Source organism: Streptomyces bauhiniae (genome assembly GCF_004784475.1).
GTDB classification, from domain to species: domain Bacteria; phylum Actinomycetota; class Actinomycetes; order Streptomycetales; family Streptomycetaceae; genus Streptomyces; species Streptomyces seoulensis.
The window spans coordinates 1,115,647-1,129,882 of the sequence record NZ_SRRT01000001.1; the positions used below are offsets into that span (position 1 = coordinate 1,115,647).

General features: G+C 72.0%; 10 protein-coding genes. 8 read left to right on the forward strand and 2 right to left on the reverse strand.

What is annotated here, in order from left to right:
- Positions 1-348: 348 nt before the first annotated feature.
- Positions 349-1,683, reverse strand: coding sequence for a 4-aminobutyrate--2-oxoglutarate transaminase (gene gabT, locus E5083_RS05265; RefSeq protein WP_135784352.1), 1,335 nt, complete (start codon positions 1,681-1,683; stop codon positions 349-351).
- A 246-nt stretch (positions 1,684-1,929) separates the two neighbouring features.
- Between gabT and E5083_RS05270 the strand changes: the two genes are divergently transcribed.
- From E5083_RS05270 to E5083_RS05290, 5 genes are all read left to right on the forward strand, one after another.
- Complete coding sequence (locus tag E5083_RS05270; protein ID WP_135784353.1) at positions 1,930-4,056, forward strand: ATP-binding protein; 2,127 nt, start codon at positions 1,930-1,932, stop codon at positions 4,054-4,056.
- A gap of 121 nt (positions 4,057-4,177) precedes the next feature.
- The gene (locus E5083_RS05275; RefSeq protein ID WP_135784354.1) at positions 4,178-5,734 is read left to right on the forward strand and encodes a PucR family transcriptional regulator; all 1,557 of its coding nucleotides are present in this window, start codon (positions 4,178-4,180) and stop codon (positions 5,732-5,734) included.
- A gap of 130 nt (positions 5,735-5,864) precedes the next feature.
- Positions 5,865-7,310, forward strand: a complete 1,446-nt coding sequence (locus tag E5083_RS05280; RefSeq protein WP_135784355.1) for an aldehyde dehydrogenase family protein — start codon at positions 5,865-5,867, stop codon at positions 7,308-7,310.
- Positions 7,311-7,565: 255 nt separating this feature from the next.
- On the forward strand, positions 7,566-8,402 hold the full coding sequence (locus tag E5083_RS05285; protein WP_244317373.1) for a formate/nitrite transporter family protein: 837 nt from the start codon (positions 7,566-7,568) through the stop codon (positions 8,400-8,402).
- Positions 8,403-8,550: 148 nt separating this feature from the next.
- Positions 8,551-10,488, forward strand: a complete 1,938-nt coding sequence (locus tag E5083_RS05290) for an acyl-CoA dehydrogenase family protein (protein ID WP_135784357.1) — start codon at positions 8,551-8,553, stop codon at positions 10,486-10,488.
- Between the two features lie 3 nt (positions 10,489-10,491).
- Here the strand turns inward: E5083_RS05290 and E5083_RS05295 are convergent, their stop codons facing one another.
- A complete protein-coding gene (locus tag E5083_RS05295) occupies positions 10,492-10,950 on the reverse strand; it encodes a lamin tail domain-containing protein (protein ID WP_135784358.1) in 459 nt (152 codons plus the stop codon).
- 201 nt (positions 10,951-11,151) lie between these two features.
- Here E5083_RS05295 and dxr point away from each other — a divergent pair, with 201 nt between their 5' ends.
- From dxr to E5083_RS05310, 3 genes are all read left to right on the forward strand, one after another.
- Positions 11,152-12,420 (forward strand): 1-deoxy-D-xylulose-5-phosphate reductoisomerase, encoded by a 1,269-nt coding sequence (gene dxr, locus E5083_RS05300; protein WP_135784359.1) that lies wholly within the window; start codon positions 11,152-11,154, stop codon positions 12,418-12,420.
- On the forward strand, positions 12,417-13,721 hold the full coding sequence (locus tag E5083_RS05305) for a M50 family metallopeptidase (protein ID WP_135784360.1): 1,305 nt from the start codon (positions 12,417-12,419) through the stop codon (positions 13,719-13,721). Before dxr ends, E5083_RS05305 begins: the two co-directional genes overlap by 4 nt.
- Before the next feature lie 172 nt (positions 13,722-13,893).
- Positions 13,894-14,236: flavodoxin-dependent (E)-4-hydroxy-3-methylbut-2-enyl-diphosphate synthase (locus E5083_RS05310; RefSeq protein ID WP_167513455.1), on the forward strand; the 343-nt coding region annotated here is incomplete at its 3' end.

The window sequence follows — 14,236 nt, forward strand, 5'->3', positions numbered from 1 at the left end:
GAACAGGGGGGGTGGTTCCGGGGCGGCCGACCGGACCGGGATGTCGCACGCCCCGGGGGGTTTGGGGCGGCGACCGTCCGATCGGTGTGGAGATCCCGGAGCCCTCAGGCCCCGGTTGTGTGCGCGAGGGCACGACCAGGTCGAAGCTGGGGAGGCCCCGGCCTGAACTCGCCCGCAGTCCCCTGCGAGCGGGGTGTATCTCTCATCGGGACCGAACTTACGGCAGGCGGAGGCGGTCGGACAGACGCAATCGCGTCCTGTCATCCACCTCGCACACGTTCTTCACACGGCCTGCCGCAGTCGTCCGCCAGAGGTACGGACCACTCGACGCACGAGCGGCTCGGTCGCTCAGATGCGGGAGAACGCCTGCTCGATGATGTCCAGGCCCTCGTTCAGCAGGTCCTCGCCGATGACCAGCGGGGGCAGGAAGCGCAGCACGTTGCCGTAGGTGCCGCAGGTCAGGACCAGCAGGCCCTCCTGGTGGCACGCCTTGGCCAGCGCGCCGGCCGCCTCGGCGTTCGGCTCCTTGGTGTCGCGGTCCTTGACCAGCTCGATGGCGATCATCGCGCCGCGGCCCCGGATGTCACCGATGATGTCGAACTTCTCGGCCATGGTGGCGAGGCGGCCCTTCATGACCTCCTCGATGTGCTTGGCCTTGCCGTTGAGGTCCTGCTCCTTCATCGTCTCGATCGCGCCGAGCGCGGCGGCGCAGGCCACCGGGTTGCCGCCGTAGGTGCCGCCGAGGCCGCCCGCGTGCGCGGCGTCCATGATCTCGGCACGGCCCGTCACGGCGGCGAGCGGCAGACCGCCCGCGATGCCCTTGGCGGTGGTGATCAGGTCCGGGACGATGCCCTCGTCCTCGCACGCGAACCACTGGCCGGTGCGGCAGAAGCCGGACTGGATTTCGTCGGCGACGAAGACGATGCCGTTGTCGTTGGCGAACTTCACGATCTCCGGCAGGAAGCCCTTGGCCGGCTCGATGAAGCCGCCCTCACCGAGCACCGGCTCGATGATGATCGCGGCCACGTTGTCCGCGCCGACCTGCTTGGTGATCTGGTCGATCGCCTGCTTGGCGGCCTCCGGACCCGCGTTCTCCGGACCGGTGGGCCAGCGGTAGCCGTAGGCCACCGGCACCCGGTAGACCTCGGGCGCGAACGGGCCGAAGCCGTTCTTGTACGGCATGTTCTTCGCCGTCAGCGCCATCGTGAGGTTCGTACGGCCGTGGTAGCCGTGGTCGAACACCACGACCGCCTGGCGCTTGGTGTACGCGCGGGCGATCTTGACGGCGTTCTCGACGGCCTCGGCGCCGGAGTTGAACAGCGCGGACTTCTTGGCGTGGTCACCCGGGGTGAGCTCGGCCAGCGCCTCGGCGACGGCGACGTAGCCCTCGTAGGGGGTGACCATGAAACAGGTGTGGGTGAAGTCGGCGAGCTGGGCGCTCGCGCGGCGCACCACGGCCTCGGCGGAGGCGCCCACCGAGGTCACGGCGATGCCGGAGCCGAAGTCGATCAGGCTGTTGCCGTCGACGTCCTCGATCACGCCGCCGCCCGCGCGCGTGACGAACACCGGCAGCGTGGACCCCACGCCCTGGGCGACGACCGCGGTGCGGCGGGCCTGAAGCTCCTGCGACTTCGGGCCGGGAATGGCGGTGACGACGCGGCGCTCCTGCGGAAGTGCGGTCATGCGGGGCTCCTGGGGGTATTACGGACGCTTGCCTTGTTTTCCCGCAGGCTAAGACGGGTGCCGTGGGGTGGGCATGCTCCATGTGGGCGTTGTCGGCACGGCCCATTGTCCGTGGTGGACATGGCGGGCCGGGTCCCCGGCGCGGCCGGACATCGGACACCGGCCGCGTAAACGGTGAACTCCCCTTGCGGGGGCGTTAGATTGACTCGCTGACGGTGACGGACCGGCTGGTCAGGGGGCAGGGCGATGGACAGCGAAGGTACGCGGGACACGCGGGCCACCCCTACGGGCCCGGTGCCGCGCCCGACGCGGCCCCCGGAAGGGTTCCCGCCGCCCCTGCCCACGATGCCACCCGGCGCCCCGCCCCGCCCGGACGGCTCGGCCTTCCTGGCCTGGCTGCGCGCCGCCCGGCCCGCCGCCGCGCCCGGTGTGTGGCGCCTCGGGCACCGGCCCCGGCCGGAGACCGAGCCCGAGCTGACCCCGGCCCGGCAGTTGCTCAGCGGGGCCGTGATCGCGTTCCTGGTCGGCTGGCTGGTGTGGTCGCTGCTGTGGAACGGCTACCTCGGCGGCTGGTGGGTGCTGCCACTGGATCTGTTCACCCCGGACTCCTGGCGCAAGAGCAACGACCCTGTCGGCCGCGCCGTCCTCTGGTACTCGTACTACACGCTCATCGCCCTCGCGATCCTCTTCGCCGTCGCCCGGATCGGGCGCTGGGGCGAGGTCTGGCGGCGGTTCGGGCCGCCCGCCTGGATGAAGACCGCCGCCCCGGCCGAACCGCCGCCGCCCGCGCCCGGCGAGGACCCCGCCGACTGGCCCGAGCTGCGTGCCCACGGCGCCCACGAGGCTGCCGAACGGCTCGCCGCAGAGGCGCGCACCGGGCTGATGCGGGACGTCGACCACGCCCGGATCGGCCGCGCCTGGCAGGGCGTGCGCTCCGGGACGAACACGCTGGCCGCCTTCACAGGGGCCGTCCTGCGCGATGGCTCCGCCGCCTGCCCGCACCCCTCCGGCGACCGCGACCTGCCCGCCCGGCAGGCCCGGCACGATCTGCTCACCGGCCAGGTCCGGCTCGGCACCGCCGCCGACGACCCGCGCAACCCCTACCAGTACCGGGGCGCCGGACTCGCCCTCGGCACCGACCTGCTCGGTACCTCCCTGGTCGCCGTCGGCCCGGCTGGTTCCGGCAAGACCGGCAGCCTCGTCCAGCCGCTCGCGGAGTCCCTCTGCCTGCACGCCCTCGCCGGCCGTGCCGCAGTGGTCAGCGTCGGCGCGGCCGGCGCCGGGATCGGCCCGGCCGAGGCGTACGACGTGGTGGTCCGCGTCGGCCACCCCGACTCCGTCTACGACCTCGACCTGTACGGCGGCACCACCGACCCCGACGAGGCGGCCGCGATACTCGCCGAGGCCCTCGTCGGCGACCTCGCCGACCCGCACCCCGGCTCCGACAGCCGCCGCTCCACCACCGTCCTCGCGCAGTTGCTCGGCCCCTTCCGCGCCGTCCACCAGCGCTTCCCCTCCGTGCCCGAGCTGCGCCAGCTCCTCGACGGCGCCCCCGGTCCCATCGCCGCGCTGCGCAAGGCGCTCACCGAGACCGGGCACGCCTCGCTGCTGCGCGAACTCGACGCGCGGGAGCGGCAGCAGGCGCACCCCGGTGACGTGGCCGCCGTGCTCGCGGACCGGGTCGCGCTGCTGGACCGGCCCGCGTTCGCCGCCTTCTTCGACACCTCCGGCGCGTCCCGGCCCTTCACCCTGAAGGCCCTCGACCACCCGGTGCGCGTCCGCATCGACCTGCCCCAGCGCGGGCACGCTGACGCCTCCCGCATCCTGGCCCGGCTGGTGCTGGCCCAGTTCACGGCCGCCGTCACCGCCCGCGAGGACCGGTCCCTCTTCGCCTGTCTGCTGCTCGACGAAGCGGCCGGGGTCGTCACCCCCGAGTCGGTGCGCGGCATCCAGCGGTTGCGCTCGGCCAACGCGGGCGTCGTGCTCACCCTGCGCACCCTGGACGACGTACCCCGCCCGCTGCGCGGCCCGCTGCTCGGCGCCACCGGGTGCCGCATGGCGTTCTCCGGCCTGACCCCCTGGGACGGCCAGGACTTCGCCGAGGTCTGGGGCAAGGAGTGGATCGAGACCCGCGACGTCACCGACCGTCAGATCATCGCGGAGACCCCGGCCGGCAAGGCCGTCCACATGCTCCGCCGGGTCATCACCGGCCAGGCCCCCACCGCCCGCGCGGTCACCGTCCGCCAGGTCGAACGCGAACGCTGGTCCGCCTCCGAACTCGCCCACGCGGTCCCTCCGGGCCACGCGGTGCTCTCCCTGACCACGGTCCGGGGTGAGCACGCGCCGCCCCTGCTGGTGGATCTGCGGGGCTGAACGGAGGTCCGCGACCGTACGGTGAGGCAGAATCGGGGTGGGTCGTTCATACGTGGCGGCCAAGAGATGACTGCCCCCGGCCGGCGCGATGGTGCGCCGCCCGTCCCGACCTGAAGGTCCCATGCCGCCGACGCTCGCCTCGCTCGTCCACCACTCCGCGCTGAAGCTGACGGTCCGCGCGGGGGAGGACCGGCTCGACGTGCCCGTGCGCTGGGCGCATGTCAGCGAGCTGGCCGACCCCGTGCCGTACATGGAGGGCGGGGAACTGCTGCTGATCACCGCGCTCAAGCTGGACGCGGAGGACCCCGAGGCGATGCGGCGGTACGTGAAGCGGCTGGCCGGCGCGGGCGTCGTCGGCCTGGGCTTCGCGGTCGGCGTCAACTACGACGACATCCCCGAGGCGCTGGTCCAGGCCGCCCGGCTGGAGGGGCTGCCGCTGCTGGAGGTGCCCCGGCGCACCCCGTTCCTCGCCATCAGCAAGGCCGTCTCCGCCGCCATCGCCGCCGACCAGTACCGCTCCGTCACCGCCGGCTTCGCCGCCCAGCGCGAGCTGACCCGGCAGGCGCTCACCACCGGCCCGGAGGGCCTGCTCGCCGCGCTCGCCGCCCAGGTCGACGGCTGGGCCGCGCTGTACGACGCGTCCGGCGCGGTCGTCGCCGCCGCGCCGGAGTGGGCGGGGCGCCGGGCCGCCCGGCTCACCGCCGAGGTCGAGCGGCTGCGGGAACGCCCCGCCCCCGCCTCCTCGGTGGTCGCCGCCCCCGACACCGAGGACCGTATCGAGCTGCACTCGCTCGGCACCGGCCGCCGCCCCCGCGCCGCGCTCGCCGTCGGCACCGCTGCCGCGCCCGGCACCGCCGAGCGCTACGCCGTGCACTCCGCCATCGCCCTGCTCACCCTCACCACCGAGCGCTCCCGCTCCCTGCACGCCGCCGAACAACGGGTCGGCGCGGCCGTCCTGCGGATGCTGCTCGCCGGGGAGCCCGACCACGCCCGCGCGGTCGCCGGAGACCTGTACGGCGGCCTGCTGGACGCGCCCTTCCGGCTGCTGGTCGCCGAGGCCGCGCCGCGTCAGGGGACGGACGGCGACCCGCTGGACGCCCTCGCCGAGGCCGCCGAGTCCGCCGCCGCCCGCTCCGGCGAGGCCGTCCTGGTGGTGCCCGACCGGGACCGGCTGGTGGTACTCGCCACCGACGGCGGCGCGGCCGTCGCCGCCTGCACGGCGTACCTCGTCCCGGAGTCCAAGAGCGACGACGACGCGCTCGTCGTCGGCCTCTCCGCCCCGGCCGGCCCCATCGCGGCCGCCACCGCCTACCGCCAGGCCGAGCAGGCCCTCTCGGTGGCCCGGCGGCGCGGCCGGGTCCTGGTCGAGCACGAGCACGTAGCTGCCGGCTCGGTCCTCCCGCTACTGGCCGACGACGCGGTACGGGCCTTCGCCGACGGCCTCCTGCGCTCCCTCCGCGACCACGACGCCACCGGCCGCGGCGACCTCGTCGCCTCCCTCCGCGCCTGGCTCTCCCGCCACGGCCAATGGGACGCAGCCGCCGCCGACCTCGGCGTCCACCGCCACACCCTCCGCTACCGCATGCGCCGAGTAGAAGAAATCCTCGGCCGCTCCCTGGACGACCCGGACGTCCGCATGGAGCTGTGGCTCGCCCTGAAGGCAACGTCGGGGGAGTAGCCCACCCCGCCGAACCGGCACATCGCCCGCCCCTTTCCGTACGACTCGGACAAGCGACCCCCGCCTCCGCCCGTCCTACCGTGGATCACGCAAAGCCACACCCCCCGACGCGGAAGGGCCGGACCCGCACATGACCTCTACCCACGCCTTCTGGCTGGCCGGCCGTGAGGTCGCCGGCGAGGACAGTTTTGATGTCACCTCTCCGTGGGACGGCCGGGTCGTCGGCCGGGCGAGTGTGCCCAGCGACGCGCAGGTCGAAGAGGCCGTGGCCGCCGCGTACGCGGTGCGCGACGAGTTCGCCGCCGTCCCCGCGCACGTCCGCGCGACCGCGCTCGACCACGTCGCCAAGCGGCTGACCGAGCGCACCGAGGAGATCGCGCAGTTGATCTCCGGCGAGAACGGCAAGCCCATCAAGTGGGCGCGCGGCGAGGTCGCCCGTGCCGTCTCCGTGTTCCGGCTCGCGGCCGAGGAGGCCCGGCGGTTCAACGGCGGCGAGGCCCAGCGGCTCGACACCGACGCGGGCGGCCAGGGCCGCATGGCGCTGATCCGCCGCTTCCCCAAGGGCGTCGTCCTCGGCATCGCGCCGTTCAACTTCCCGCTGAACCTGTGCGCGCACAAGGTCGCCCCGGCCATCGCCGCCGGTGTGCCGATCATCCTAAAGCCCGCCCCGGCCACCCCGCTGTCCGGCCTCGTCATCGGCGAGCTGCTGGCCGAGACCGACCTGCCCGCCGGGTCCTGGAGCGTCCTGCCGGTCGCCAACGACAAGATGCCCGCCCTGGTCCAGGACGAGCGCCTCCCGGTGATCTCCTTCACCGGCTCCGAGCAGGTCGGCTACGCGATCATGGACTCGGTGCCCCGCAAGCACTGCACGCTGGAGCTGGGCGGCAACGGCGCGGCCGTCGTCCTCGGCGACTGGGCGAGCGACGCCGACCTGGACTGGGCCGCGACCCGCATCGCGACCTTCTCCAACTACCAGGGCGGCCAGTCCTGCATCTCGGTGCAGCGCGTGATCATCGACGGCGCGGTGTACGAGCGGCTGCTCCCGCGCATCGTCGCCGCCGTCGAGGCCCAGGTCACCGGCGACCCGGCCGACGACAAGACCGAGGTCGGCCCGCTGGTCAGCGAGGCCGCCGCGCAGCGCGTCGAGTCCTGGGTGAACGAGGCCGTCGAGCTGGGCGCCACCCTGCTCACCGGCGGCGAGCGCGACGGCGCCACCTACGCGCCGACCGTCCTCACCGGCGTGCCGGCCGGCGCCACCCTCGCCACCGAGGAGGTCTTCGGACCGGTCCTCACCATCACCAAGGTCGACGGCGAGGCCGAGGCGTTTGCTGCGGTCAACGACTCCAAGTACGGCCTCCAGGCAGGCGTGTTCACCCACGACATCCAGGCCGCCTTCCGCGCCCACCGCGCCCTCGAGGTCGGCGGCGTCGTCATCGGCGACGTCCCGTCCTACCGCGCGGACCAGATGCCGTACGGCGGTGCCAAGCAGTCCGGCGTCGGCCGCGAGGGCGTCCGCTCCGCGATGGACGACTACACCTACGAGCGCGTCCTGGTCCTCACGGGCCTCGCTCTCTGACCTGCCACGGACAGGTCACCACCGGAACGGCCGGAGCCCGCTGTGCGGGGGCTCCGGCCGTTCCTTTTTGGCCACAGTGATAAGCACGGCCGATCGCACGATCGGTTTCGCCTCTTAAGTCCGATAAACAACGCCTATCTAGTCATTGATTGCACTTTTGACTTTTTCGTACGCACGGGCGCACACTTCCCTCCGCATCGAGCCGCAATCGGAGCGGTCATTCGCGGAAAGTGAGAGGGCATCGTGCCGATACCCATGGAAGACGCCCTGGACGCGCAGGTCGCCACCGCCCGGAGCAAGGCGAAGCTGCTCCGTTCCCCCGGCCGCTACCTGGTCCTCTCGGCGCTCGCCGGAGCCTTCATCGGCATGGGCGTCGTCCTGATGGTCAGCGTCTCCGGCCCGCTCAGCGCCGCGCACTCGCCCTGGGTCAAGCTGGTCCAGGGCCTGGTCTTCGGGGTCGCGCTGACGCTCGTGATCTTCGCCGGCGGCGAGCTGGCCACCAGCAACATGATGACGATGGTCCAGGGCGCGGTCCGCCGGGCCCTGACGCCCCTCACCGCGCTCGCCGTGATCGCCGGCTCCTTCGTCGGCAACCTGGTCGGCTCGGTCGCCCTCGCCGGACTGGTGCACGACGCCGGAGTGCTGGGCGTCGCCCCCGCCCCCGGAACCCCCGCCCCGGGCCTGGCCGCCCTGACCGGCATGCTCACCGCCAAACTGGCCGAGAGCGGCGAGGCGCTGTTCTTCCGCGGTGTGCTCTGCAACTTCCTGGTCTGCCTGACCGTGTGGATGGGCATGCGCACCCGCTCCGACGCGGCGAAGATCATGCTGACCTTCGCGGGCATCCTGGCCTTCGTCGCCTCCGGCTTCGAGCACGTCATCGCCAACATGACGACCTTCTCGCTCGGCCTCTTCGAGCACGTCCCCGGCGTGACCGTCGGCGCCTTCGCCCACAACCTCCTCTTCGTCGGCCTCGGCAACCTCGTCGGCGGCGGCCTGCTGGTGGGCGTCGCGTACGCCGTCGCCGGCCGGCGCGGCACCCCGGCCGCGACCGAGGCGCAGAAGCCCCAGGTCCCGACCCTCGAAACGGTCTGAGCCACCGCTGTCCCCCCGCGCGCCCGTTCACCTGAACGGACGCGCAAGGGGTGGTGGGGCGGCCCCGATTCAGGTACCAACGATCCAGTAGCAACGGGTCGGTTACCCACGGTCCGCCACCATCCCTCTTCGCGGCGAGGTGAGCCTCATGTCCGCCCCCACCACTCAACGCACCAACGTCTCCGAGCGCGAGGCCCGGCAGGTGGCGGAGGCCGCCCGCGAGCAGAACTGGCGCAAGCCCAGCTTCGCCAAGGAGCTGTTCCTCGGGCGCTTCCGGCTCGACCTCATCCACCCCCACCCGCTCCCCGACGCCGAGAGCGTCCGGCGCGGCGAGACCTTCCTCGCCGAGCTGCGCGCCTTCTGCGAGACGGAGATCGACGCGGCCCGCATCGAGCGCGAGGCCCGCATCCCCGACGAGGTCGTGGCCGGCCTGAAGCGGCTCGGCGCCCTCGGCATGAAGATCGACACCAAGTACGGCGGCCTGGGCCTCTCCCAGCTCTACTACAACAAGGCCCTCGCCCTGGTCGGCTCGGTCAGCCCCGCCGTCGGCGCGCTGCTCTCCGCCCACCAGTCGATCGGCGTCCCGCAGCCGCTGAAGATCTTCGGCACCCAGGAGCAGAAGGACGCCTTCCTGCCCCGCTGCGCCACCGACGCCATCTCCGCCTTCCTCCTCACCGAGCCGGACGTCGGCTCCGACCCCGCCCGGCTGGCCACCACGGCGGTGCCCGAGGGCGACGACTACGTCCTGGACGGCGTGAAGCTGTGGACCACCAACGGCGTCGTCGCCGACCTGCTGGTCGTCATGGCACGGGTGCCGAAGTCCGAGGGGCACCCCGGCGGCATCACCGCGTTCGTGGTGGAGGCCGACGCCGAGGGCATCACGGTGGAGCACCGCAACGCCTTCATGGGCCTGCGCGGCATCGAGAACGGCGTCACCCGCTTCCACCGGGTGCGGGTCCCGGCCGCCAACCGGATCGGCCCCGAGGGCGCCGGTCTGAAGATCGCGCTCACCACGCTCAACACCGGCCGGCTGTCGCTGCCCGCGATGTGCGCCGGCGCGGGCAAGTGGTGCCTGAAGATCGCCCGCCAGTGGGCCGCCGAGCGCGAGCAGTGGGGCAAGCCGGTCGCGCTGCACGAGGCCGTCGGCTCGAAGATCAGCTTCATCGCGGCGACCACCTTCGCGCTGGAGGCCGTCGTCGACCTCGCCTCCCAGATGGCCGACGAGGACCGCAACGACATCCGCATCGAGGCCGCGCTCGCCAAGCTGTACGGCTCGGAGATGGCCTGGCTGATGGCGGACGAGCTGGTCCAGATCCGCGGCGGGCGGGGCTACGAGACCGCCGAGTCGCTCGGGGCGCGCGGCGAGCGGGCCGTACCGGCCGAGCAGATGCTGCGCGACCTGCGGATCAACCGCATCTTCGAGGGCTCCACCGAGATCATGCACCTGCTGATCGCGCGCGAGGCCGTCGACGCCCACCTGTCGGTCGCCGGTGACCTCATCGACCCCGACAAGTCCCTCCAGGACAAGGCGAAGGCCGGTGCGGGCGCGGGCGTCTTCTACGCCAAGTGGCTCCCGAAGCTGGTCGCCGGGCCGGGACAACTGCCGTCGTCGTACGCGGAGTTCAAGCGCGGCGTCGACCTGTCCGGGCATCTGCGGTTCGTCGAGCGGCACGCCCGCAAGCTGGCCCGCGCGACCTTCTACGGGATGTCCCGCTGGCAGGGCCGGATGGAGACCAAGCAGGGCTTCCTCGGCCGGATCGTGGACATCGGCGCGGAGCTGTTCGCGATGAGCGCGGCCTGCGTACGGGCCGAGCGGCTGCGGCGCGAGGGCGAGCACGGCCGCGAGGCGTACCAGCTCGCCGACGCCTTCTGCCGCCAGGCCCGCGTCCGCGTGGACGAGCTGTTCGCCCGCCTGTGGCACAACACCGACGACATCGACCGCAAGGTGGTCAAGGGCGTCCTCGGCGGTGCCTACGAGTGGCTGGAGGAGGGCGTCCTCGACCCCTCGGGCGACGGCGCCTGGATCGCGGACGCCACACCGGGGGCGAGCGAGCGCGTCAACGCCCGCCGCCCCTACGGCGGTTAACCGCTAGCAGTACTTGTCGCTGCCGTTCCGGGTCGTCCACGAGCAGGTGTCGACCTTGGAGCCGTTCGACTTGGTCAGGGTCGCCGTGTCGCTGGTGTTGTTCCAGACGTAGGCACGGCGGCCCTGGTACTTGTCCGAGGTGGTGTCCCGGCCGCTGCCGGTGTGCACCTTCACGTACTTCCCGGCGCCGAGCTTGACGTTCGGGAAGACGTACTTGTGGTTCGAGGCGTCCTTCAGAATCCAGCCCTTCAGCGAGACCGCCGACCGGCTGGTGTTCTTGAGCTGGACCCACTCGCCGTTGAGGCTGGAGTTGGACCGGGTGTCCTTGCCGGGGCTGTCGAAGTACACCCGGTGGATCTGGACGGTGCCGGCCGCCTGGGCCGGGGTGCTCAGCAGGGTGCCGGTGAGCAGGGCCGCGCCGGCGAGAGCGGGCAGGGCGGCGCGAAGGCGCAGGGTACGCACGAAGAGATCCCCCCAAGGATGTCGTTCACAAAGACGCTGCACGGGCGAGAAGTTCACCCGTTCAACCGAATTGTTATCACAGGATCTTCACCCTGGTTTCACAACGGGAGAAACCTTCTGGCGCTATAAGGGTCCGTTTCCGGCCACCCGGCCGGGGGACGCGCGGTCCGGGCCGCCGCCGGGTGCGGCCACAATGGGGGGATGACCGACAGCCTTGCCAGCCCCGCCCCGCTCGCCGACCCGCATCTCGTGTTCGACCCCGTCGCGGGCGACGACCCGAAGGACGTGGTGATCCTCGGCTCCACCGGGTCCATCGGCACCCAGGCCATCGACCTGGTGCTGCGCAACCCCGACCGTTTCAAGGTCACCGCCCTCTCCGCGAACGGCGGCCGGGTGGACCTCCTCGCCGAGCAGGCGCGCAGGCTGCGGGTACGTACCGTCGCGGTCGCCCGCGAGGATGCGGCACCGGCGCTGCGCGAGGCGCTGGCCGGGCAGTACGGCACCGAGCCGCTCCCGGAGGTCCTGGTCGGCCCGGACGCCGCCGCCCAGCTCGCCGCCTCCGACTGCCACACCGTGCTGAACGGGATCACCGGCTCCATCGGCCTCGCGCCCACGCTGGCCGCCCTGGAGGCCGGCCGCACCCTGGCGCTGGCGAACAAGGAGTCGCTGATCGTCGGCGGCCCGCTGGTCAAGGCGCTGGCCAAGCCCGGCCAGATCATCCCGGTCGACTCCGAGCACGCGGCCCTCTTCCAGGCCCTGGCCTCTGGCAACCGCGCCGATGTGCGCAAGCTGGTCGTCACCGCCTCCGGCGGCCCCTTCCGCGGCCGGACCAAGGCCGAGCTGGCGGACGTCACCGTCGCCGACGCCCTCGCGCACCCCACCTGGGCGATGGGCCCGGTGATCACGGTCAACTCCGCGACCCTGGTCAACAAGGGCCTGGAGGTCATCGAGGCCCACCTGCTCTACGACATTCCCTTCGACCGCATTGAGGTGGTCGTGCATCCGCAGTCGTATGTCCACTCGATGGTCGAGTTCACCGACGGTTCCACGATCGCCCAGGCGACGCCCCCCGACATGGGTGGGCCGATCGCCATCGGCCTGGGCTGGCCCGAGCGCGTCCCGGACGCCGCCCCGGCCTTCGACTGGAGCAAGGCGTCCACCTGGGAGTTCTTCCCGCTGGACAATGACGCCTTCCCCTCGGTGAACCTCGCCCGGCACGTGGGCCGGCTCGCGGGCACCGCCCCGGCGGTGTTCAATGCGGCCAACGAGGAGTGCGTCGAAGCCTTCCTGGGCGGCGCTCTGCCCTTCAACGGGATCATGGAGACCGTCATCCGGGTGGTCGAGGAACACGGCACCCCGGTCACGGGAACTTCGCTCACGGTGTCGGACGTCCTCGAAGCGGAGACCTGGGCCAGGGCCAGGGCCCGCGAACTGACCAACCGGACGGCTACCGCGGAGGCGCGTGCATGACGACCTTGATGTTCATCCTCGGCATAGTGGTCTTCGCGGTCGGTCTGCTGGTCTCGATCGCCTGGCACGAACTGGGGCACCTGTCCACGGCCAAGCTCTTCGGCATCCGCGTCCCGCAGTACATGGTCGGATTCGGCCCGACCATCTGGTCACGGCACAAGGGCGAGACCGAGTACGGCATCAAGGCCGTCCCGCTCGGCGGCTACATCCGCATGATCGGCATGTTCCCGCCGGACGACGCGGGCCGGGTCTCCGCCCGCTCCACCTCCCCGTGGCGCGGCATGATCGAGGACGCCCGCTCGGCGGCGTACGAGGAGCTGAAGCCCGGCGACGAGACGCGGATGTTCTACACGCGCAAGCCGTGGAAGCGCGTCATCGTCATGTTCGCCGGGCCGTTCATGAACCTGATCCTGGCCGTCGGGCTCTTCCTCACCGTGCTGATGGGCTTCGGCGTCCAGCAGGAGACCAACACCGTCTCCTCGGTCTCCGCCTGTGTCATCGCGCAGAACCAGAACCGCGACGACTGCAAGAAGTCCGACCCGGCCTCCCCGGCGGCCGCCGCCGGGATCAAGGCGGGCGACAAGATCGTCTCCTTCGACGGCAAGCCCACCGAGAAGTGGAACACGCTGTCAGACCTCATCCGGGACAGCGCGGGCCGCAACGTCCCGATCGTGGTCGAGCGGAACGGCGAGAAGGTCACGCTGCACGCCACCATCGCCACCAACCAGGTGGCCAAGAAGGACGCCAGCGGCACCTACGTCCAGGGTGAGTACGTGACGGCCGGCTTCCTCGGCTTCAGCCCGGCGCGCGGTGTGGTCAAGCTCGGCTTCGGCGACTCGGTGGTCTGGATGGGCGACCAGGTCGGCCACGCCGTGGAGTCCCTCGTCGACCTGCCCGGCAAGATCCCGGCCCTGTGGAACGCCGCCTTCGGCGACGGCCCGCGCGAGCCGGACTCCCCGATGGGCATCGTCGGCGCCGCCCGCGTCACCGGCGAGATCGCCACGCTGGACATCCCGGCCTCCCAGCAGGTGGCCATGGCCGTCTTCGTGGTCGCCGGGTTCAACCTGTCGCTGTTCCTCTTCAACATGCTCCCGCTGCTCCCGCTCGACGGCGGGCACATCGCGGGCGCCCTGTGGGAGTCGCTGCGCCGCCAGGTGGCCCGCGTGCTGCGCCGTCCGGACCCCGGCCCGTTCGACGTGGCGAAGCTGATGCCGGTGGCCTATGTGGTGGCCGGGATCTTCGTCTGCTTCACCGTGCTCGTGCTCATCGCGGACGTGGTCAACCCGGTCCGGATCTCCTGACCTCGTACGACCAGGAAAAGCGGCCCGGAACGTGAGGTTCCGGGCCGCCGCCCATTGGGTGGGTTTGCCGGGTGGGATGTGCTGGCGGACAGCCCCGTGTCGTAATCTCAAAGTCTGGAGCCCGCGGTTCACGGGACCGGATCTTGATCCACGACTTGGGGTTGCACAGCAGATGACTGCGATTTCTCTCGGCATGCCGTCCGTACCGACCAAGATCGCCGAGCGGCGCAAGAGCCGGCAGATCCAGGTCGGCACCGTCGCGGTCGGCGGCGACGCCCCCGTCTCGGTGCAGTCCATGACGACGACGCGTACGTCGGACATCGGGTCGACGCTCCAGCAGATCGCCGAGCTGACGGCGTCGGGCTGCCAGATCGTACGGGTCGCCTGTCCGACGCAGGACGACGCGGATGCGCTGGCGACGATCGCGCGGAAGTCGCAGCTTCCGGTGATCGCGGACATTCACTTCCAGCCGAAGTACGTGTTCGCCGCGATCGAGGCGGGCTGTGCGGCGGTGC

What these genes read in the sequence shown, in the direction of transcription:
- E5083_RS05290 (WP_135784357.1), top strand. Translation starts at nt 8,551, where the DNA reads ATGTCCGCCCCCACCACTCAACGCACCAACGTCTCCGAGCGCGAGGCC.
- E5083_RS05270 (WP_135784353.1), top strand. Translation starts at nt 1,930, where the DNA reads ATGGACAGCGAAGGTACGCGGGACACGCGGGCCACCCCTACGGGCCCG.
- E5083_RS05280 (WP_135784355.1), top strand. Translation starts at nt 5,865, where the DNA reads ATGACCTCTACCCACGCCTTCTGGCTGGCCGGCCGTGAGGTCGCCGGC.
- gabT (WP_135784352.1), bottom strand. Translation starts at nt 1,683, where the DNA reads ATGACCGCACTTCCGCAGGAGCGCCGCGTCGTCACCGCCATTCCCGGC.
- E5083_RS05275 (WP_135784354.1), top strand. Translation starts at nt 4,178, where the DNA reads ATGCCGCCGACGCTCGCCTCGCTCGTCCACCACTCCGCGCTGAAGCTG.
- dxr (WP_135784359.1), top strand. Translation starts at nt 11,152, where the DNA reads ATGACCGACAGCCTTGCCAGCCCCGCCCCGCTCGCCGACCCGCATCTC.
- E5083_RS05285 (WP_244317373.1), top strand. Translation starts at nt 7,566, where the DNA reads ATGGAAGACGCCCTGGACGCGCAGGTCGCCACCGCCCGGAGCAAGGCG.
- E5083_RS05305 (WP_135784360.1), top strand. Translation starts at nt 12,417, where the DNA reads ATGACGACCTTGATGTTCATCCTCGGCATAGTGGTCTTCGCGGTCGGT.